The sequence below is a fragment of the Modestobacter sp. DSM 44400 genome, from assembly GCF_900107175.1.
Taxonomy (GTDB): Bacteria; Actinomycetota; Actinomycetes; order Mycobacteriales; family Geodermatophilaceae; genus Modestobacter.
In genome coordinates this window covers 39,580-58,522 of record NZ_FNOZ01000005.1, presented here as the reverse complement: position 1 = coordinate 58,522, position 18,943 = coordinate 39,580, and the positions used below count along the sequence as shown (strand labels likewise).

Sequence of the window (18,943 nt, the reverse complement as noted above, 5' to 3'; positions counted from 1 at the left end):
CTCCCCGCCCTCTGACGGGAGGTGCCCGGCGGGGCAGGATGGCCTGGTGACATCCGCGCACGGGCACACGCACCGGCTCGACCTGTTCGACGCGACGGTTCGGGAGTGGGACGCCACCGTGCTGTCCGCCGACGCCGAGCAGGGCATCGTGCTGGACCGGTCGGCTTTCTACCCCGGCGGTGGCGGACAGCCGCCGGACGAGGGGGTGCTGCTCTGGGGCGGGGTGCGCACCCGCATCGCCGGTACCCGCCGGGGCGACGAGCTGTACCTGCTACCGGTCGAGGGCGATCCGCTGCCGCCGGTGGGGACGGCCGTGCGCGGTGCCCTGGACGACGAGCGGCGCACGGCCCTGATGCGGACGCACTCGGGGCTGCACGTGCTGACCGGGGTGGTGTTTCGGGACTTCGGCGCGCGGGTGACCGGCGGCAGCATGGAGCCGCTGACCGCACGGATGGACTTCGACCTGGCCGAGGTGCCCACCGACTTCAAGGACCGGGTGGCCGCGGCGGTCAACGCCGAACTGGTGGCCGACCGGCGGATCGAGGTGCGGGTGCTGCCGCGGGAGGAGGCGTACGCGATCCCCGACATCATCCGGACGGCGACCGACCTGCTGCCGCCGGACCTCGCGGAGGTACGGATCGTGGACATCGTCGGGCTGGACACCCAGGCCGACGGCGGCACGCACGTGGCCTCCACGGCGCTGGTCGGCCGGGTCGAGGTGGTCAAGATGGAGAACAAGGGCCGCGGCTTTCGGCGGCTGCGGGTGCGCGTGGTGTGAGCCCCGCAGCCGCCCTGGCCCCGTCAGACCAGCCCGTCAGACCAGCTCGGGGACCTGCAGGTGGGCGATCACCAGGTCGAAAGCGGCTACCTCGGTGATCTCCATGCCGGCCGCCTGCGAGAACTCCGTCCGCAGCGCCGAACCGCGTTCGGCGGCCCGGTCCATCGCGGCGCGGCTCTCGTAGGTGACCGCCGTCGCGGTCCGGCCGGACGTCGGGTCCACCATGAAGCTCAGGCTGCAGAAGCCGGGCAGCTCCTCCACCTGCGGCAGGATCCTCATCCGCATCACGTCGTGGGCGTCGTCCATCGCGCCCGCCCCGCGGTGGGCCCAGATGACCCGGGTGCAGGCTCCGGCGTCCGCGGGGTGGACGCGGTGCATGAGGCCGAGCTCCCACTCGGCGACCTCCGGCTGGTCGCTCCCGAGCACCTCCCCGGCCCGGGCCCGGCTGTCCTTGACCGCCTCGGCGCTCGCGCGCAGGGCGTCCTCGGACTCCCACGCCGTCGTGATGATGCACCGGCCGGAGCTCCGGTCGGCGAGCATGGACAGCCCGATGCAGCCGTCCATCTGCTCGACCATGGGCATCACCTGGTCCCGGACGTAGCCGATCCCCTCGTCGATCTTCTGGGGGCTGCCGTGAACGGTGGTGGATCTGGCGTACATGCCCACCACTCCTCTCCGTGCGGGCGAGGCCCCGGCGGTCCCGCCGCAGGGGCCAGCGTCCTCGCTCACCCGGGCCAGCGGAACGGCCCCGCGGCGGCCTTCCGGGAACCCGGTCGGCCGGTCTGCCGGGGAGCGGCGCGTGCGGACGCCGGGCGTGGGGACGGGCACCGAGCGCAACCCTTGCTGCTGTCCCGGGGGCTGGCACGTCCTCCCGGGACAGTCGTGCTCTGAGTCGCCCGGGAACTCAGAGCACAACTCCCTCCGCAGCCCTCAGCCGTCAGGGCGAGCCCGACCAGCACCGCGGTGACGCCGGCTGGAGGAAAGGGCTCAGAGTCGGGACGTCGTCCCGTCGTCCTCGGCGCCGTCGAACCACTGGTCGAGCACCGCGCGGAAGACCGGCTTGTCGGGAGCCGCGCGAGCGAGCAGCGTCATGGACGAGCGCAGCTTCTGCGCGTCGACCGGGCCGAGGACGGCGACCGCGCTGGTGCAGGTCGACCCGGTCAGCACGCGGGTGCACTCGAGCAGCCGGGGGCCGAGCACCGGGTGGGCCAGGTAGGCGCGTGCCTCGGCGAGCCCGGTAAGGGCGAAGTGCTGGGCGGTGGCGCTGCGCCCGAGCCCGGCAACCTGGGGGAAGACGAACCACATCCAGTGACTGCGCTTCGCGCCGGCCCGCAGCTCCCGCAGCGCCTGGTCGTAGGTGCCCCCGGCGTCCTGGGCGTCGACGAACCGCTGGAGGTCGAAGGGGTCGCTCACCCCGCGCACGCTCTCAGGGCAGCACGATCCGCGCCACCTGTTCCTCGATGGCGCCACTGCCGTCCGTCTGGAACGCGAAGTTCGACGACACCAGACCGCTCGCACCGCTGAAGCGGCCGCTGCCCTGGACGCGCCAGGTGACCGCGCCCAGGACCATGCCGCTCTCGGGGAACTCCTGCATGACCCCGGGGATGGGTGTGGAGAGCGTGAAGGAGCCGCCGTCGAAGGTGATCTCGCCGGTCTCCTCGAAGGTGTCCTCGCCGGTCATCGTCACGTGGGAGGCATACCGGGCGGAGGTCGGCACCCCGTCTTCATCGCCCTCCAGCAGCGTCACCGTGCCCGGTCCGGACGTGACGTCGAAGGTCGGTGGGTCGTCGGTGGGCGGGGTGGCCCGGGGCTCGAACCGGAGGAGCAGCGTCTGTCGTCGCATGTCGGCCTCCCTGGCCGTCGACTCGAACGGAAACCCCGCGGGCCCCGAGGGTAGGGGGTCCGCGGGTCCGGCGGAACCAGTCCCGGCGCCTCCACTGCGCGCCCGTCGGAGGTGCCCTGTAGAACCGACCCAGGACGACGGCCACACCGACGTGGGGAGCACGCCGCACGATGAGCACCAACTCACTGACGCTGGCGCCCGCGCCGCGCTCGGAGGCCGCAGAGGTGGTCCGGGCCGAGGTGCGCGAGTTCCTTGCCGCCGAGCTCGCCGCCGGCGCCTTCTCGACCCACGTCGACACCTGGCTGTCCGGAGTCGACCCGGCGTTCTCCCGCAAGCTCGGCGAACGCGGCTGGCTGGGCATGACCTGGCCCAAGGAGTACGGCGGCCACGAGCGCAGCGCGATGGAGCGGTACGCGGTCACCGAGGAGCTGCTGGCCGCCGGGGCTCCGGTCGCCGCCCACTGGATCGCCGACCGGCAGTCCGGCCCCAACCTGTTGCGCTACGGCACCGAGGCCCAGCGCCGGGAGATCCTGCCGAGGATCGCCGCGGGGGAGTGCTACTTCGTCATCGGGATGAGCGAGCCGGACAGCGGCTCGGACCTGGCGTCCATCCGCACCCGGGCCACCCGCGACGGCGACGGCGACTGGGTGGTCAACGGCGCAAAGGTCTGGACGTCGAACGCCCACCTGTCGCACTACGCGATCACCCTGGTGCGCACGTCGGCGGCCGACCCGGCCAACCGGCACGCCGGGCTCTCCCAGCTGCTGGTCGACCTGTCGCTGCCGGGCATCACCGTCAACCCGATCCGCATCCTGGACGGCGGGCACCACTTCAATGAGGTGGTGTTCGACGACGTCGTCATCCCCGCCGACATGCTGCTGGGCGAGGAGGGCGCCGGCTGGCACCAGGTCACCGCCGAGCTGGCCTTCGAGCGGTCCGGGCCGGAGCGATTCCTGTCGACATATCCCCTTGTCGCCGAGTTCGCCCGCCGGGTGGCCGAGACGCAGGAGCCAGCCGGGCTCGCAGCGCTGGGCCGGCTGTCGGCGCGGCTGCTCGCGCTGCGGCAGATGTCGCTGCGGATCGCCGCGGCACTCGACCGCGGCGAGCTCCCCGACATCCCGGCGGCGCTGGTGAAGGACGTCGGGACGACCTTCGAGGCCGACGTGATCGACGAGGTGCGCCGGGCGGTCGACGTCCATGCGTCGCTGGACGCCCCCGACCCGCTGGGCCGGGCACTGGCCGAGGCACAGCTGCACGCGCCTGGCTACACACTGCGGGGCGGGACCAACGAGATCCTCAGAGGGATCGTCGCTCGCGGATTGGGGCTGCGCTGATGTCCACCTCCGGCACCGATCTGGTCGTCGAGACCGTCCGGGACATCCTCACCAAGCACGAGCCGTTCGTGCTCAGCCGCGAGCGGCCGTGGGACGAGGGTCTCTGGTCGGTGCTGGCCGAGGCCGGGCTGACCGGCGTCGGCCTGCCCGAGGAGGCCGGCGGCTCCGGCGGTGAGCTGGCCGACGCGGTGGCCATCGTGGCCACTCTGGCCGCGGGGGCGGCGGCGGTGCCGGTCGCCGAGCAGCTACTGGTGGCCGGCCCGGCGCTGCTGGCCGCCGATCTCGACCTACCCTCGCCCGAGCAGCCGCTGACCATCGCGGTGGACGGCGTGGTGACCGCCGCGGCCTCCGACGACGGTGACGGCCCGGGCCGCTTCACGCTGACCGGGACGGCGACCGACGTGGCGTGGGCCGGAGTCGCCCGGCACGTCGCCGTCCTGGCGCACGGCGGGGCCGGGCCGGTGCTGGCGCTGGTCGACGTCGCCGGCCTCGCCGCGACGCACACGGCCAACCTGGCCGGCGAGCCGCGCGGCTCCCTGGTCTTCGACGGGGTGGCCGCCAGCGGTGCGCTGCTGACCGACGCCCGGGTCGCCGAGCTCCGCGCCCGGTACGCCCTGGCCCGGGCCGTGCAGCTGTCGGCCGCACTGGAGCAGGTGCTGACCTGGACGGTCCAGTACGCCGGCGAGCGGCACCAGTTCGGCCGGCCGCTGGGCAAGTTCCAGGCCATCCAGATGGAGCTGGCGCAGATGGCCGGTGAGGTGACCGCGGTGGCGGCGCTCGTCGACGCCGCCGTCCAGGCGCTCGACCGGGGCGAGTCGGTCACCCTCGCCGCCGCGGCGGCCAAGGTACGGGCCGGTGCGGCGGTCGAGGTGGTGGCGAAGCTCGCCCACCAGGTGCACGGCGCGATCGGCTTCACCCAGGAGCACAAGCTGCACCACCTCACCCGGCGCTGCTGGTCCTGGCGGGACGAGGCCGGCACCGAGGTGGCGTGGTCGCGCGTGCTCGGCGCCGGCCTGATCGCCGACCCCGACGGGCTCTGGCCTGCGCTGACGCACGTCGTGTGACCGCCCCGACGCGGCTCGGGCGTGGCAGGGAGCTGGCCCTGCCGCGACGGGCCGCCTGACCGAGAGGCTCCCCGTGACGTCCCCGCGTGGTCCCCTGCACGGCCTCACCGTCGTCGACCTCACGTCGACCTTCCTGGGTCCGTACTGCTCGCTGCTGCTAGCCCAGCTGGGCGCGCGCGTCGTCAAGGTGGAGCCCCGCGAGGGCGACATCATCCGGTACGTCGCCGACGAGCGGGAGGTGGGCCTGGGGCCGGCGTTCCTGAACTTCAATCGGGGCAAGGAGTCCGTCGTCCTCGACCTCACCGCGCCGGCGGGCCGGGAGGCGCTGGACCGGCTGATCGACGGCGCCGACGTCTTCCTGCACAACATGCGCCCCGGCGCGATGACCCGCCTGCGCATCGACGCCGACACCGTCCTGGCCCGCAACCCCCGCGTCGTCTACTGCCACGCGGTGGGCTACGGGTCGCGGGGCCCGTACCGCGACCAGCCGGCCTACGACGACGTGGTCCAGGTGGTCTCCGGCCTGGCCGCCGTCCAGGGCGGGGCCGGGGAACCCCAGTACGTGCGGACGCAGGTCGTCGACAAGACCGTCGGGGTCATGGCGCTGGCCGCGATCCTGGCCGCGCTGCAGGAACGGTCGACGTCGGGTCTGGGCCAGGCCGTCGAAGTCCCCATGTTCGAGTCCATGGCGACCTTCCTCCTGCTCGAGCAGCAGGGCGGCCGGGTCTACGCCGGTCGACGTGGGGGCACCGGCTACGCGCGGACCGACTCGCCGTACCGCAAGCCCTATCGCACGTCCGACGGAACGGTCGCCGTGTTGCCCTACACCGACGGGCAGTGGCTTTCCTTCTTCTCGCTCATCGACCGGCCGGACCTCGCCGGCGACCCGCAGCTGCGCACCATTCGGGGCCGGACCGAACGCATCGACGAGCTGTACCGGATGGTCGAGGAACAGCTCGCCCTGCGCACCACCGCGGAGTGGCTGGAGCTGCTGCCGCGGCACGCTATCCCGGTCATGCCGGTGCACACCGTCGAGGAGCTCTTCGACGACGAGCACCTCGCCGCCGTCGAGCTGTTCGAGGACGTCGAGCACCCCACGGAGGGGCCGCTCGTCCAGGCCCGGCTGCCGTGGACCTTCTCCCGCAGCGGGGCGCCGACGCTGCCGGCCGCACCGGCCCTCGGCGCCCACACGGCGGCGACTCTGGGGTCCCTGGGGCTCAACGAGGACGAGGTGCGCGCAGCGACCGGCGCCGTCCATCACCCGCCGGTGCAGGCGCAGGCGGGCCCGCCGGCCTGAGTGGCCCGCCCCGGTCGGACCGCTCGGCGGCCACCAGGAGAGCCGCGGCGGCCAGGGTGCAGCCGGCCACGCCGGCGAAGGCGACGCCGTACCCGGCGCGATGTGCATGGCCCCGAAGCCGGCACCGAACAGCAGCACGAAGAGCACCGTGCCTGCCGGTTGCGGCAGCAGGAACAGCAGGGCGACGCCGAGGGACTGGCCGGCGACCAGCAGGGCGGTCACGTGCCCGATCCCCACCCGCCGGCCCAGCGAGGTCAGCACGACCCGCCCGGCCACCGACAGCACGCCGAGCGCCCCGGCCGCGGCCGCCGCGGCGCCCGGCGCCGCACCGTTCTGGCGGAGGTGGGCGACCAGGTGCACCGCGACCGCGGTGATCGCCAGCATCTCGAAGGCCGAGGCCAGCGTCAGCCAGCGCACCGCCGGACGCCGCCACGCACCGCCGGGTCCGAACAGACCGCCCAGGTCTTCGCGCTGCGAGGAGGTCGGTCCGGTGGCCGGCGCCTCGCTCCGGCCGTCGGGGTGCACACCGAGGTCGGCGGGCGCCCGGCGGAGGAGCACGGCCTGCGGCACGGTGCAGGCGGCCAGGACAGCGGCCAGGAGCGCCGACCGCCAGCCGAGCGTGTCGATGAGCGCCTGGGAGGTCGGCAGGAAGATGGTGGAGGCGAAGCCGGCCACCACCGTCAGGGTGAGCAGCGCAGCCGGGCGGTCCCCGTCGGAACCACGTGTTGATGAGTGCGAACGCCGGCTCGTACAGCACCGCGGCGCCGGCCAGCCCCACACCGACGAAGGCCAGGTACAGGTGGGTCAGGTCGCGGGCCTGCGACCAGGCGACCACGGACGCGCCGCCGAGCAGGCTGCCGCCGGTCATGAGCCAACGCGGGCCGTGCCGGTCGAGCCAACGCCCTACGCCGACCGCCGCCACGCCGGTGACGCCCATGGCCAGGCTGAGGGCAGCGGAGAGCTGCGCGGTGCTGGCGTCCAGCGCTTCGCGCATGGGCACGAGGAAGACCGCGAAGCTGTAGAACAGCACGCCGTAGGCGAATGTCTCGGTGACCGACAGCGCCCACGCCATGCGCCGGCCCGGGAAGTCCCGGCGCCGCGGCGGGTCCCCGGACAGGACGTGCTCAGCGCGGCCTGCGCGCGACCTTGCCGGAACCGGCCTGGTCCAGCGGGTACACGAGCACGTCGGCGATCACCACGTGCGGAGGGCGGGTCGCCACCCAGACGACGACGTCGGCGATGTCGCTGGCCGCGAGCGGCTCGAGCCCCTCGTAGACCGCCGCCGCCGAGTCCGCGTCGCCGTCGAAGCGCACCAGCGAGAACTCCGTCTCGACCAGGCCTGGGTCGACCTGGCTGACCTTGACGCCGCTGCCCAGCACGTCCATCCGCATCCCCCGGGTGATCCGCTCCACCGCGGCCTTCGTCGCGCAGTAGACGGCGCCGCCCGGGTAGACCTCGCGCCCGGCGTTCGACCCGATGTTGATGACGTGGCCGGCGCCGCGCTCAACCATGCCCGGGAGGACGCAGCCGGAGACGTTCAGCAGTCCGCGGACGTTCGTGTCGATCATGCGGTCCCAGTCGTCGGGGTCGTCGGTCTGGATCGGCCCCCGCCCGGCGGCCAGGCCCGCGTTGTTGACCAGCACGTCGATCGGCCCCCAACCGTCCGGCAGGCCGGTCAGGGCGGCCCGGACATCGGCGCGGTCCCGGACGTCCATGGTCACCGGCAGCACCGAGTCCTCGCGTCCGGCCTGCAGCTCCGCGAGCCGCTCCCCGCGGCGCGCCGCCGCGATGACCCGTGCCCCCTGGACCAGGAAGGCCTTGACGCACGCCCGGCCGATGCCGCTCGAGGCGCCGGTCACCAGCACTACCTGATCGGTGTGCACGTTTCTCCTCCGGTCGGGTGCGACCTGGTCGGCAGGGTCCCTGACTGTGTTGTCTCCGGTGTGCCGCCGTCACGAGGAGCCCGGGTGCAGCGGCGAGGCCAGGGCCGTCGCCCGGACCGGCTCCTCGTCGAGGTACGGCTCGGCCACCGGCTCGGCCACCGGCTGGGTCGCGAGGTAGGTGTCGCGGGAGACCGTGACGTGTGCGCGCATGGACTCGGCGGCCTCGTCGGCGCGGCCGGCCATGATCAGCTGTGCGACCTCCCGGTGCTCCACCCAGGCGCGCGGGGCGATGCTCGCCACCAGGGGGGCGAAGAACCACCGGCTGCGGTGGGACAGCTGCTCGCCGAACTCGAGCAGGATGTGGTTGCGCGCGTTCTTCAGCACAGCCCGGTGGAAGCGAGCGGTGTGGGCGGCCATCTGCTGCGGGGGAACGCCCCGACGCAGGTCCTCGTCCGCCTCGTCACAGATCTGCAGCAGGTCTGCGGCGTCCTGCATGCTGCACCGCTGGGCCGCGAGCCGTGCGGCCGAGCTCTCGACCAGCTCGCGGGCTTCGAAGAACTCGAGTACCTGCTGCGTCGTGGGCTGGTTGACGAAGGCGCCGTACCGGGGGCGCAGCGTGACCCAGCCGTCGCGGTGCAGCCGCTGCAGCGCCTCACGCACCGGACCGCGGCTGACGCCGAGCCGCTGCGCGAGGGTCTCTTCCACGAGGTGGTCGCCGGGCGCGAACGTCCGCGAGATCATGAGTTCCTGCAGCCGTTGGTAGACGTGCTCACGCAGCGGCGCCGCCGTGATGGGTTGCCCGTCGAACACCGCGTCCGCCCTCCGTGTGGTCATCGAGATCGTGACCTTCTCGGAACATCGTAAACAGTAGACAGAGCCTTCTGTGAGCTGCTTCACTCGCCTTGCTCACGACCTGACCGGCCGGGAGACAGGCGGTCAGCGAGCGAACTGCTGGTGCCGGTCGCCACTTCCCAGGCCCGATCCGCACACCACAGGAAGGCCGACGATGTCCTCCACCTCAGGCACTGCCTCACGGCAGCGATCCCGCCTGCTCCTGACCGCGGGGGTCGCGGCGAGCGTCCTCCTCACCGCCTGCGGTGGGGGTGATTCGGGCGGCGGCGATGCCGCTGGGCAGCGCAACGAGAACCTGACGTTCGCCACCGGCGGCACCGGCGGCGTCTATTACCCCTACGGCGGCGGCATGGCCAACGTCCTCAGCAAGGACCTGCCGGGCGTGGTCGTCACCGTGCAGGAGACCAATGCCTCGGTGGACAACATGAAGCTGCTGCAGTCCGACCAGGCTCAGATGGCACTGGGCCTCGGCGACGTCGTCTCCGACGCCGCCAACGGGGAGCACGACTTCTCCGACGGGGCGCTCGACATCTGCTCGCTGGGAAACCTGTACAACAACTTTGTCCACGTCTTCTCGACCACCTCGGCGGGTGTGACGTCGATCGAGCAGATGAAGGGCAAGCGCGTGGCGGTCGGCGCGCCGGGTTCGGCCTCGGAGGTCACCGCCGACCGCATCCTGGAGGCAGCGGGACTCGACCCGCAGAAGGACATCGAGCGTTCGCAGTTGGGTGTGGCGGAGACCGTCGACGCGCTCAAGGACGGCACCATCGACGCCGGCTTCTGGTCCGGCGGCCTCCCGACCGGCGCCATCGTCGACCTGGCCAGCACCGGCGAGCTCGTCCTGATCGACACCGGTCAGTACGCCGACGCGATGGCGAAGAAGTACGGCGACTTCTACTTCGCCGCGGACATCCCCGCCGGTACGTACGAAGGGCAGAAGAAGGCCTCGCCCAACGTCGTCTCGCCCAACATCCTGGTCGTTCGCACCGACATGGACGAGAGTCTGCAGCAGGACATCACGAAGACGATCTTCGAGAACAAGGACGCACTCATCCAGGTGCACCCTGCGGCCAAGGAGCTCGACCCCAAGACCGCCGGGGAGGTCGACTTCATCAAGACCTGCCCGGGCGCGCAGGCCTACTTCGACTCCGTCAAGTGACCGACGGCGTGCTGCCGGTCGACCGCGCCTCCCGCGGCCCTGGTAGCACGCCGCCTGGGCGTCGCGCCCGGAACAGGCGGTGGGTCATCGCCCTTGTCGTCGCGCTGGTCGTGGCGGCCGGCTCGGCAGCGGCGGTGGCGGCAGTCGACGAGCCGGGCGTGCCGGCCGTCACCGTGCGGACGCCGGACGGCGACCTGATCGCCCGGATCCCGCTCGCCGGTGACACTTTCGCCGTCAGCTACCGCAACAGCATCTACCACACACTCGCCGAGGAGCGGTACCGCGTGCGGGCGGACGGCCGCTTCGAGCTGGTTGAGATCGCTGCCGACCAGCTCGCGGTCCTCGAGGAGTACTACGCCGTGCCTGGAGCGCCCCGCGCCGCCCCAGTGGGCGACCGGCGCAATTACGTGGTGGAACCCAACCCGGCTCAGCCGGCCGTCTTCCGGACGCTGCGCATCGCAGCGACCGACCTCGGCGAACGCACCCTGCACGTGCCCGGGCACGTGCCGATCCCCATCTGGCAGCGCGTCGTCACCGACGACCCGACCGTGATATTGGACATCGAGGAGAGCTGATGAAGCTGCCACGCCGCACGCAGAAGCCGGTTGATCACGCAGCGGAGGCGCATGGCTCCACCCGGGTGGCGGACGGAAGTTCCCCGGGTGCCTCGGACGCGCAGCCGGTGAACGCTGCCACCCTCGACGAAACCGGCGACGCGCCGCCCCTCAAGGACGACGACGCGATCGACGAAGAGGCACTGCTGGCCGAGTACGAGGCCGAGAAACCGGCCCGTGCGGTGACCGGTGTGCCCCGCCTGGTGGTCCAGGTGTTCGGCGTCGCCCTGTCCCTCTACGGCCTCTACTGGGTCTTCGACCCGATGGCCAAGCAGATCTACCTGCCGGCGTTCCTGGGTCTCGGGCTCTTCCTGACGTTCCTCACCTACCGCGGCTGGGGGACCCCCGGCGGGGCGAAGGCCGCGGGCAAGAAGGACAACCCCAACGTCGTGGACTGGGTGCTGGCCATCGCGTCGCTGATCCCGTTCACCTACATCGTCTCGGACTGGGACGCGTTCTTCCGGCGGGCGGTGCTCCCCACCCAGCTCGACCTGATCATGGGGACGCTCATCATCCTGCTGGTGCTGGAGGCCGCGCGGCGCACGGTCGGCGTCCTGGTGCCGCTGGTCGTCGTCGGGTTCCTGCTCTACGCCTACTTCGGCTCCTACATGCCGGCGCCCTTCACGACCGCCGACTTCCAGTGGCAACGCCTGGTCGGGCACAACGTCATGGGCACCCAGGGCGTGTTCGGCGTTCCGACGGACGTCGCCGCCACCTACATCATCTTGTTCACCATCTACGGCGCGGTGCTCGCCGCGTCCGGGGCCAGCCGCTTCTTCATCGACGTGTCGTTCGCCGCGTTCGGGCAGTCGCCGGCCGGCCCCGGCCGCACCGTGACCCTCGCCGGCTTCCTGCTGGGCACGGTCTCCGGCTCGGGTGTCGCCACCACCGTCACCCTCGGTGGCATCTCCTGGCCGCTGCTGCGCAGGGCGGGGTACCCGGCGGAGAGCGGCGGTGGCGTGCTGGCCGCGGCCGGCATCGGGGCGATTCTGTCACCCCCGACGCTCGGTGCCGCCGCGTTCATCATCGCCCAGCTGCTGCAGGTCAACTACCTGCAGGTGCTGATCTGGGCGACGATCCCGACGATCCTGTACTACCTCGGCATCATCCTGGCGATCGAGATGGACGCCCGGCGGTACAAGACCCACACCATCGACATCCAGACGGCCTCAGCCGGCCGGCTGTTGCTGCGGTTCGGCTACCACTTCAGCTCGCTGATCGCCATCGTGGTGTTCCTCATCCTCGGGCTCACGCCCTTCCGGGCGGTCGTCTACGCCACCGCCCTCGCCTTCCTGCTCAGCTTCCTCGAGCGCAAGTCCTGGATCACCCCGAAGCGGGCATGGTCCGCGCTTGCCTCCGGCGCCACCGGGGCGCTCTCGGTCATTCCGGTGATGGCGGCCGCCGGCCTCATCGTCGGGGTCATGACGCTGACCGGTCTGGCCCTGCGGCTGGCCGGCATCATCGTGGACTTCGCCGGCGGCAACCTGGTGCTCACCGCGATCTTCTCGGCCATCGTGGTGACCCTGCTCGGCCTCGCCGTGCCGGTGACGGCCAGCTTCATCATCTCGTTCGTGGTCATCGCACCGGCACTGCAGCAGGTGGGGGTCCCGGTCTACGCCTCGGCAATGTTCATCTTCTACTACGCGGTGCTCAGCGAGGTCTCCCCGCCGACCGCGTTGTCGCCGTTCGCCGCTGCTGCCATCACCGGCGGTAAACCGGTCAAGACCATGTGGCTGACGTGGAAATACACGCTGCCCGCCTTCCTGGTGCCGTTCATCTTCGTGCTGTCGGACCGCGGTATCGGCTTGCTCCTGGAAGGCGGCCTCCTCACCATTGCCATCGCGTTCATCACGTCCTGCTTCGCAGTCGGTGCGCTCGCCGTGGTGACCGGGGCCTGGTTGTTCGGCCCGGCGAAGCTGCCGGAGCGGTTGCTGTTCTTCGTCGCCGCGCTGGCGTTGCTGGTGATGACCCCGCTGGCCATCGGGATCGGCGCAGCGTTCTTCGCCGCCGGTGTGGTGGTCCACCTGGGGGGGCGCCGGAAGGGCGGTGACCAGTTGCCCGCAGCCGGGGACCCCGCCACGGTGGCCGGCACCGGCGGGACCGCGGATGACCAGCAGGCGGGGACCGCCTCCCCGGCCCAGCCGATGGCCGACGCGCACCGGGACGCCCCCGCAGCGGGCCCGCGCCGCGACAAGAGCCCCTGAGGTGGTCGCAGGTGCCGGGCCCGGTGCTGTGCTGATCTCCGGAGTCGCCGACCTGCACGTGCACGGGGCGCCCAGCCTCGTCGAACGGCACGGCTTCGACCACGAGGTGCTGGGCGCGCACGGAGCCGTCGGCGTCGACTTCGCCGTCCTCAAGGCGCACGAGGGCTCGACCGTCGAGCGCGCGGTGCTCGCCGGCCAGCGCGAGGAGGCCGCGGGGGTCGAGGTGGTCGGCGGCATCGTGCTCAACTCGCCGGTGGGAGGCGCCAACGCCGATGCCGTGGAGGTCGCGGCGCGGCTCGGTGGGCGGGTGGTGTGGATGCCGACCGTCTCCGCACCCGCGCACATCGCCGCTGCCTCGAGCCCGGAGCTGTCGGTGCACCGCGGCCTGGCGTTCCGGCAGGTGGACGTGCTCGACGACGGCGGCGCACTGCTCCCTGGGTGGCAGGACGTCCTCGACGTCGTCGCCGCGCACGACCTGGTCCTGGCCTCGGGTCACCTGACCTGCGCGCAGGCTCTCGTGTTGTTCCGCGCGGCGCGGGGGGCCGGCGTGACCCGGATGCTGTTCAACCACCCGCGGATGCCCTTCCTCCGCTGGGACGACGCCGCGGTGCCCGAGCTCGCCGGGCTCGGCGTGGTGCTGGAGCTCGGCATCCTGCCCGACATCCTCACCATCGACGGGCCGCCGTCGACGACGCTCGGCGAGGTGTACCCGCACGACATGCTGGCCTTCGGTGGCGACCTCGGACACGCCCACTACCCGACGATGGAGCAGGCCCTGCCGGGCTGGCTCGCCGACCTGAAACGGTCCGTGGGGGAGTCCGGCACGGAGATGATCATGACCACCGTCGGCCGCCGGCTGGTGCAGCGGTGATCCGGATCGCGCTGCTCCCCGGGGACGGCGTCGGGGACGAGGTGCTGGCGGGGCCGACCCGGCTGCTGCGCAGGCTGGCCGAGCAGGGGCTGGTCCAGGTGAGCGGTCCGTGGCCGGTCGGCGCCCGCGGCGCGGCGAGCACCGGCTCGGTTCTGCCGCCGGAGACGCTGGCGGCCTGCGACGACGCCGACGCGCTGCTGCTGGGTGCCGTGGGGGAAGACCCCCGCGTGCCCGCCGACGTGTGCCCGCGGCCGGAGGCGGCGCTGCACCGGCTCCGCGAACGGTACGACCTGCGCATCTCCGTGCGCGAGATCCCGGTCGACGAGCACAGCGACCTCACCGTCGTCCGCAACCTCATCGGCGGCTCCTACGGTGCGGCGGGCGACCGGCAGGAGAGCCGGGACGGCGGCGAGGCGTTCGACGTCCTGCGGCTGACCCCGCAGCGGGTGGCCGAGGTCGTGCACACCGCCTGCGACGTGCTCGCGCAGCGGGGTGGTGGCCGGCTGGTGTCGGTGGACAAGGCCAACCTCTATGCCACCGGCCGGCTGTGGCGGCAGACCGCGGAGGAAGTCACCCGGGCGCGGGGGGTGCCGGTGGAGCACCGCTACGTCGACCGGGCCGCCTTCGAGCTGGGGTCCGGTGCCGAGGTGCCCGCGGTGCTGGTCACCGAGGGTCTGCTCGGTGACATCCTGAGCGACCTGGCGGCGGGACGGGCGGGGTCGCCCGCGCTGTGCGGCTCGGCGTCGATCCACCCTGGGGAGCCGGCGCAGGGTCGGTGCGTCGGGCTCTTCGAGCCTGCCCACGGCTCGGCGCCGCGCCGTGCCGGGCGCGACCAGGTCAATCCGCTCGGCGGCTTCCTGGCCCTCGTCGCGCTCCTGCAGCACTTCGACGTGACTCGCGAACTCGGAGCCCGGCTGCGGACGGCGACGCACGCGGTGCTGCGCCAGGGCCCCTGGACCTACGACCTGGCGCCGGTGGACTGCGCGCCGGCGTCGACCTCGACCGTGGCCGATGCCGTCCTCGCCGCCTACGAAGCGCTGGAGGAGGACGCCGCGGGGGGTTCCCGCCCGGCAGCTGCCGCGAGCCGCCCGGCCGATCGGCCGGTGATGGACGAGCCGGCTGCGTGGGTGCCGGCGGACCTGCTCGAGAGCTGGTCGGCCGACGTCCTGGCGGCCGTCGGGGTACGCCCCGACCATGCCCGGGACACCGCCCGGGTGCTGGCCTACGCCGACCTGTCCGGCATCGACTCGCACGGCAGCGCCCGGCTGCCGGCCTACGTCCAGGCGCTCCGCTCGGGCGTCATTGCCACCGGGGGCGAACCCACCGTCCGCTCCGACGGCGGCGCGGTCGCCCTCGTCGACGGACAGGGGCTGCTCGGACACCCGGTCAGCCGCACCGCGCTCGCCGAGGCGGTCGCCCGGGCGCGGCAGCACGGCGTCGGCTGGGTGAACGTGCGCAACAGCAGCCACCACGGGGCCAGCGGCGCCTATGCCTTCGAGGCGGCCGAGCAGGGCCTGGTCGCCCTCGTCGCCACCAACACCGGGCCGGTCGTCGCCCCGACCGGCGCCGTCCGCCCCCACCTCGGCACCAACCCGCTGGCGCTGGGCATGCCGGTCGCCGGCGAAGACCCGCTGGTCTTCGACATGGCCACCTCGGCCGTTGCGGCCGGCAAGTTCGAGATCGCGTTGCGTACCGGCAGACCGGTGCCCCTGGGCTGGGGGCTGGACGCCGCGGGCCGGCCCACCACCGACCCGGCCGACGTCTTTCCGGGCCGGGGCGCGCTGCTGCCCCTGGGCAGCGACCGGGAACGCTCCAGCCACAAGGGCTACGGGCTGGCCCTGCTGGTCGAGGTCCTGACCGGTGTCCTGGCATCGGGGCCGACCGGCCCAGGGGTCGGGAACCTGACCTTCCGGGACGGCGGCGGGCCGCCGGGGACCAGCCACCTCATGGTCGTCCTGGACCCGGCACGGCTGGGGGACCCGGCGGAGCTGGGCTCCGGCGCGCACCGGCTGCTCGCCGGGCTGCGTGCCCTGGACCCGGTCGAGGAAGGGGTTCCGGTGCGTACCCCCGGGCAGCGGGCGGCGGCCGAGCGTGTCCGGCGGCGGGCGGCGGGCATCCCGCTGGACGCGGAGACCCACCGCGCCCTTCGCGCCCTGGGCGACAGCGTCGGCCTGCCCCTCGGCGCGCCGGTCCGTGGATGAGCCGGCTCCGGGCGGGCGAGACGACGCGCGGCACGCTGCAGGCCGTCTCGGTCGCCATCCTGGGCGTGCTGCCGGCCTTCCTCGTCGGGGCGCTTGCCGTCCAGATCCGGGCGGACCTGGGGATGGGCCTCGGCATGTTCGGGATCGCCGCCGCCACGCTGTTCGCCGTCTCCGGCCTCCTGGCCCGCTCCGGCGGTCGCCTGGTGCAGCGACTGGGCGCCGGCCGGGGCGCGGCACTGGCCGCCGCGCTCGCAACCGTCTCGCTGGGCACGGTGGCGCTGGCCCGGTCGCCCGGCTGGCTGATGGTCGCCCTGGCGATCGGTGGCCTCGGCAACGCCGTGGCGCAGCCGACGGCCAACCTCGGGATCTCCCAACTGGTTTCCGACCGGCGGCTCGGCCTGGCCTTCGGCATCAAGCAGTCGGCCATCCCGGCGGCCACCCTCCTCGGCGGCCTGGCCGTCCCGGGGGTGGCGCTCGTCTTAGGCTGGCGGTGGGCGGCGGTCGCCGCCGTGGCCCTCGCCGCCCTGCTGCTGGCGTGGTCGGGAACCCGCTGGCGCGTCGCCGCGACCGGGCGACGGCCGGACGCGGCCCGGGAGCCGGACAAGGGCCTTCCGCGGGGCGGGCTGGTCGTCCTGACCCTCGGCGGTTTCCTGGGCTCGGCGGCCGCGACCCCCACCGGGGTCTTCCTCGTCGACTCCGCGGTGGCCGCGGGGGCGACGCCGGCGACTGCCGGCCTGCTGTTCGCCGGCTGCTCGGTGCTCGGACTGTCCAGCCGGGTCGGGTTCGGCTGGCTGGCCGACCGGCACGTCGAGCGCAGTCGCTACCTGTTCATCGCCAACCTGCTCACCGCCGGGGCCGTCGGCTATCTGTTGCTGGCCACTGGCCGGGTGCCGGTGTTCGTCGTCGGGTCGTTGCTGGCCTACGGCCTGGGCTGGGCATGGACCGGGCTGTTCCACTTCGCGGTCATCCGCGACAACCGGGGGGCGGCGGCCGCGGTCACCGGCTTCGTGCAGACCGGACTGTCGCTGGGCGCGGCGAGCGGGCCGCTGTTCTTCGGGATCGTCGCCCAGTCGTCCTCCTACGCCGTCGCCTGGCTGTCCGCCGCGGTGCTGAGCCTGGCCGCCGCGCTGATGATCCGGACCGGCCGGCGGATGGTCCGCCGGTCGCGGGGGCTGCCGGTGGCCGCCCTGCGCCGTCCCTCCGGCGGCCACCGCCGGACCGGACTGACACCCGTGACACCGACGAGGAGGACAGCCACGTGAGCACCTGCCGCATGCACCGTCCCGGACCACAGCCCGACCCGGACCTGCTCGAGCAGTGCCTGGACCTGCCGACCAGCATCCTGTCCGACAGCATGGAGCGGGTCGGTGGGATCAGCGGCGTGCACTGGGTCCCGGGTGGACGGTGGCCGCGGGTGGCGGGCCCCGCCCTCACCGTGCGGACCCGGCCCGGCGACAACCTCGTCGTCCACCGGGCCCTGGACCTCGCCGAGCCCGGGAACGTGCTGGTCGTCGACGGCGGCGGTTCGGTGGACCGGGCGTTGCTCGGCGAGATCATGGCCCGGTACGCCGCGGCCCGCGGTCTGGCCGGCCTCGTGGTCGACGGTGCCGTCCGCGACGCCGAGGGGCTGGCCGCCGGGCCGCTGCCCGTCTTCGCCCGCGGCGTCAACCACCTGGGCCCCTACAAGGACGGCCCCGGCGAGCTGTACGGACCGGTGCAGGTCGGCGGCACGGTGGTGCGCTCCGGCGACGTCGTGGTCGGCGACGCGGACGGCGTCGTCGTGCTCCCGCAGGAACGGGCGGCGGAGGTCGTCGCCACCGGCTGGGCGCGGCTGCGCGAGGAGGAGGCGGTCTTCGCGCAGATCGCGGCGGGCACGCTGGAGCGGTCGTGGGTCCTGCAGTCGCTCACCGAGATCCCGGTCGCCGACCAGGTGGCCCGGTGACCCTGCGCTGGGGGCTGGTGGGCTTCGGTGAGGCCGGCCGGGTCATCGGTGGCGTGCTGGCCGGGGCGGGTGCGGACCTCGCGGTGCACGACCGCGCGCTGCTCGACCCTGCCCGCGGTCCTGGACTGGCCGAGGCCATCTCGGCGATCGGCGCCGTCCCGGTCGCGGACGTCGCGCAGCTGGCCGACCGGGACGTGGTGCTGTCGCTGGTCACGCCGGCCACGGCGCTGGCCGCCGCCGTCGGCTTCGCTCCGCACGCACGGGACGGGGTGCTCTACCTCGACCTCAACTCGACCGCCCCGACGGACAAGCGCGCGATGGCTGCGGCACTGACCGGCGCGCGGGTCGTAGACGGCGTGATGACCGGTGGGGGCATCCAGCTCGACGGCGCGCGCATCCCGATCTCCCTGGCCGGCCCGGATGCCGCCGAGGCCGCGCAGGTGCTCACCGGCGCAGGGCTGACCGCCGCCGTCGTCGGCGCAGAGATCGGTGCCGCGGCGGCGCTGAAGATGCTGCGCAGCGTCGTCGTCAAGGGCATGGAGGGCCTGTGGGTCGAGGCCCTGCTCGCTGCCCGGGAGCTCGACGTGGTCGAGCCGCTCATGGCCATGATCGAGGAGACACTCGACCGCTGGTCGACCCGGGACTTCGCCACCATGTTGGTCACCACGCACGTTGCCCACGCCGGCCGCCGTTCGGCCGAGGTGGCGATGGCCCGCGACACCGTGGCGGGCACCGGGGTGCCGCCGCTGCTGACCTCCGGCCTGCTGGCCCGCCACCAGCTCAGCGCCCGCGGGCTGGCGGCCGCCGGGCACGAGCCCGGTGCGGTGCCGCCCACCCTGGCGGCGGCCCTGGAGGCGCTGCGCTCCTTGCCGGCGGACGGGACCGGCTGAACGGGCCGCGG

General features: G+C 73.4%; 17 protein-coding genes and 2 pseudogenes. 12 read left to right on the top strand and 7 right to left on the bottom strand.

Features of this window, described 5'->3' with window-relative positions:
- Nucleotides 1–46: 46 nt before the first annotated feature.
- The gene (locus BLW04_RS05350; RefSeq protein ID WP_254781079.1) at nt 47–778 is read left to right on the top strand and encodes an alanyl-tRNA editing protein; all 732 of its coding nucleotides are present in this window, start codon (nt 47–49) and stop codon (nt 776–778) included.
- 36 nt (nt 779–814) lie between these two features.
- On the opposite strand, the gene BLW04_RS05345 is transcribed toward BLW04_RS05350, so the two are convergent.
- From BLW04_RS05345 to BLW04_RS05335, 3 genes are all read right to left on the bottom strand, one after another.
- Complete coding sequence (locus BLW04_RS05345; protein WP_175483907.1) at nt 815–1,438, bottom strand: antibiotic biosynthesis monooxygenase; 624 nt, start codon at nt 1,436–1,438, stop codon at nt 815–817.
- Nucleotides 1,439–1,765: 327 nt separating this feature from the next.
- Complete coding sequence (locus tag BLW04_RS05340; RefSeq protein WP_091537819.1) at nt 1,766–2,191, bottom strand: DUF1810 domain-containing protein; 426 nt, start codon at nt 2,189–2,191, stop codon at nt 1,766–1,768.
- A 13-nt stretch (nt 2,192–2,204) separates the two neighbouring features.
- Entirely contained in the window at nt 2,205–2,621 is a 417-nt protein-coding gene (locus BLW04_RS05335; protein ID WP_091537748.1) for a hypothetical protein, read from the bottom strand.
- Nucleotides 2,622–2,791: 170 nt separating this feature from the next.
- Between BLW04_RS05335 and BLW04_RS05330 the strand changes: the two genes are divergently transcribed.
- The 3 genes from BLW04_RS05330 to BLW04_RS05320 all read left to right on the top strand — a co-directional run bounded on the left by BLW04_RS05330 (nt 2,792) and on the right by BLW04_RS05320 (nt 6,316).
- Nucleotides 2,792–3,955, top strand: coding sequence for an acyl-CoA dehydrogenase family protein (locus BLW04_RS05330; RefSeq protein ID WP_091537747.1), 1,164 nt, complete (start codon nt 2,792–2,794; stop codon nt 3,953–3,955).
- Complete coding sequence (locus tag BLW04_RS05325; RefSeq protein WP_091537746.1) at nt 3,955–5,019, top strand: acyl-CoA dehydrogenase family protein; 1,065 nt, start codon at nt 3,955–3,957, stop codon at nt 5,017–5,019. The genes BLW04_RS05330 and BLW04_RS05325 overlap by 1 nt, the downstream gene beginning before the upstream one ends.
- 73 nt (nt 5,020–5,092) lie before the next feature.
- Nucleotides 5,093–6,316, top strand: coding sequence for a CaiB/BaiF CoA transferase family protein (locus BLW04_RS05320; protein ID WP_091537745.1), 1,224 nt, complete (start codon nt 5,093–5,095; stop codon nt 6,314–6,316).
- 156 nt (nt 6,317–6,472) lie between these two features.
- Here the strand turns inward: BLW04_RS05320 and BLW04_RS28075 are convergent.
- From BLW04_RS28075 to BLW04_RS05305, 4 genes and pseudogenes are all read right to left on the bottom strand, one after another.
- Nucleotides 6,473–6,991 (bottom strand): annotated as a pseudogene (locus BLW04_RS28075) (MFS transporter); the annotation flags it as partial.
- Between the two features lie 46 nt (nt 6,992–7,037).
- Nucleotides 7,038–7,388 (bottom strand): annotated as a pseudogene (locus BLW04_RS29470) (MFS transporter); the annotation flags it as partial.
- A 52-nt stretch (nt 7,389–7,440) separates the two neighbouring features.
- Entirely contained in the window at nt 7,441–8,199 is a 759-nt protein-coding gene (locus tag BLW04_RS05310) for an SDR family NAD(P)-dependent oxidoreductase (protein WP_091537744.1), read from the bottom strand.
- Between the two features lie 69 nt (nt 8,200–8,268).
- Nucleotides 8,269–9,033 carry a GntR family transcriptional regulator gene (locus BLW04_RS05305; RefSeq protein ID WP_254781078.1) on the bottom strand — a complete coding sequence of 255 codons (765 nt, stop codon included), beginning with the start codon at nt 9,031–9,033 and terminating at the stop codon, nt 8,269–8,271.
- Between the two features lie 172 nt (nt 9,034–9,205).
- Here BLW04_RS05305 and BLW04_RS05300 point away from each other — a divergent pair, with 172 nt between their 5' ends.
- Genes BLW04_RS05300 through BLW04_RS05265 form a run of 8 tightly spaced genes read left to right on the top strand, consistent with a single transcriptional unit; the run spans nt 9,206 to nt 18,932 of the window.
- Nucleotides 9,206–10,210: a TAXI family TRAP transporter solute-binding subunit gene (locus tag BLW04_RS05300; protein WP_091537742.1), complete on the top strand. Its 1,005-nt coding sequence runs from the start codon at nt 9,206–9,208 to the stop codon at nt 10,208–10,210.
- Nucleotides 10,207–10,785, top strand: coding sequence for a hypothetical protein (locus BLW04_RS05295; RefSeq protein WP_254781077.1), 579 nt, complete (start codon nt 10,207–10,209; stop codon nt 10,783–10,785). Before BLW04_RS05300 ends, BLW04_RS05295 begins: the two co-directional genes overlap by 4 nt.
- Entirely contained in the window at nt 10,785–13,028 is a 2,244-nt protein-coding gene (locus tag BLW04_RS05290; RefSeq protein WP_091537741.1) for a TRAP transporter permease, read from the top strand. Before BLW04_RS05295 ends, BLW04_RS05290 begins: the two co-directional genes overlap by 1 nt.
- A gap of 28 nt (nt 13,029–13,056) precedes the next feature.
- Nucleotides 13,057–13,899 carry a DUF6282 family protein gene (locus tag BLW04_RS05285; RefSeq protein ID WP_091537817.1) on the top strand — a complete coding sequence of 281 codons (843 nt, stop codon included), beginning with the start codon at nt 13,057–13,059 and terminating at the stop codon, nt 13,897–13,899.
- Nucleotides 13,896–16,100, top strand: coding sequence for an Ldh family oxidoreductase (locus BLW04_RS05280; RefSeq protein ID WP_175483906.1), 2,205 nt, complete (start codon nt 13,896–13,898; stop codon nt 16,098–16,100). The genes BLW04_RS05285 and BLW04_RS05280 overlap by 4 nt, the downstream gene beginning before the upstream one ends.
- Nucleotides 16,097–17,362 (top strand): MFS transporter, encoded by a 1,266-nt coding sequence (locus BLW04_RS05275; RefSeq protein WP_091537739.1) that lies wholly within the window; start codon nt 16,097–16,099, stop codon nt 17,360–17,362. The genes BLW04_RS05280 and BLW04_RS05275 overlap by 4 nt, the downstream gene beginning before the upstream one ends.
- Nucleotides 17,359–18,042, top strand: coding sequence for an RraA family protein (locus BLW04_RS05270; RefSeq protein ID WP_091537738.1), 684 nt, complete (start codon nt 17,359–17,361; stop codon nt 18,040–18,042). The genes BLW04_RS05275 and BLW04_RS05270 overlap by 4 nt, the downstream gene beginning before the upstream one ends.
- Nucleotides 18,039–18,932, top strand: a complete 894-nt coding sequence (locus tag BLW04_RS05265) for an NAD(P)-dependent oxidoreductase (RefSeq protein WP_091537737.1) — start codon at nt 18,039–18,041, stop codon at nt 18,930–18,932. The genes BLW04_RS05270 and BLW04_RS05265 overlap by 4 nt, the downstream gene beginning before the upstream one ends.
- Nucleotides 18,933–18,943 lie beyond the last annotated feature (11 nt).

Bases quoted from the DNA above. Each gene is read 5' to 3' on its own strand.
- BLW04_RS05305 (WP_254781078.1), bottom strand. From the start codon at position 9,033: ATGACCACACGGAGGGCGGACGCGGTGTTCGACGGGCAACCCATCACG.
- BLW04_RS05345 (WP_175483907.1), bottom strand. From the start codon at position 1,438: ATGTACGCCAGATCCACCACCGTTCACGGCAGCCCCCAGAAGATCGAC.
- BLW04_RS05330 (WP_091537747.1), top strand. From the start codon at position 2,792: ATGAGCACCAACTCACTGACGCTGGCGCCCGCGCCGCGCTCGGAGGCC.
- BLW04_RS05325 (WP_091537746.1), top strand. From the start codon at position 3,955: ATGTCCACCTCCGGCACCGATCTGGTCGTCGAGACCGTCCGGGACATC.
- BLW04_RS05290 (WP_091537741.1), top strand. From the start codon at position 10,785: ATGAAGCTGCCACGCCGCACGCAGAAGCCGGTTGATCACGCAGCGGAG.
- BLW04_RS05275 (WP_091537739.1), top strand. From the start codon at position 16,097: ATGAGCCGGCTCCGGGCGGGCGAGACGACGCGCGGCACGCTGCAGGCC.
- BLW04_RS05335 (WP_091537748.1), bottom strand. From the start codon at position 2,621: ATGCGACGACAGACGCTGCTCCTCCGGTTCGAGCCCCGGGCCACCCCG.
- BLW04_RS05300 (WP_091537742.1), top strand. From the start codon at position 9,206: ATGTCCTCCACCTCAGGCACTGCCTCACGGCAGCGATCCCGCCTGCTC.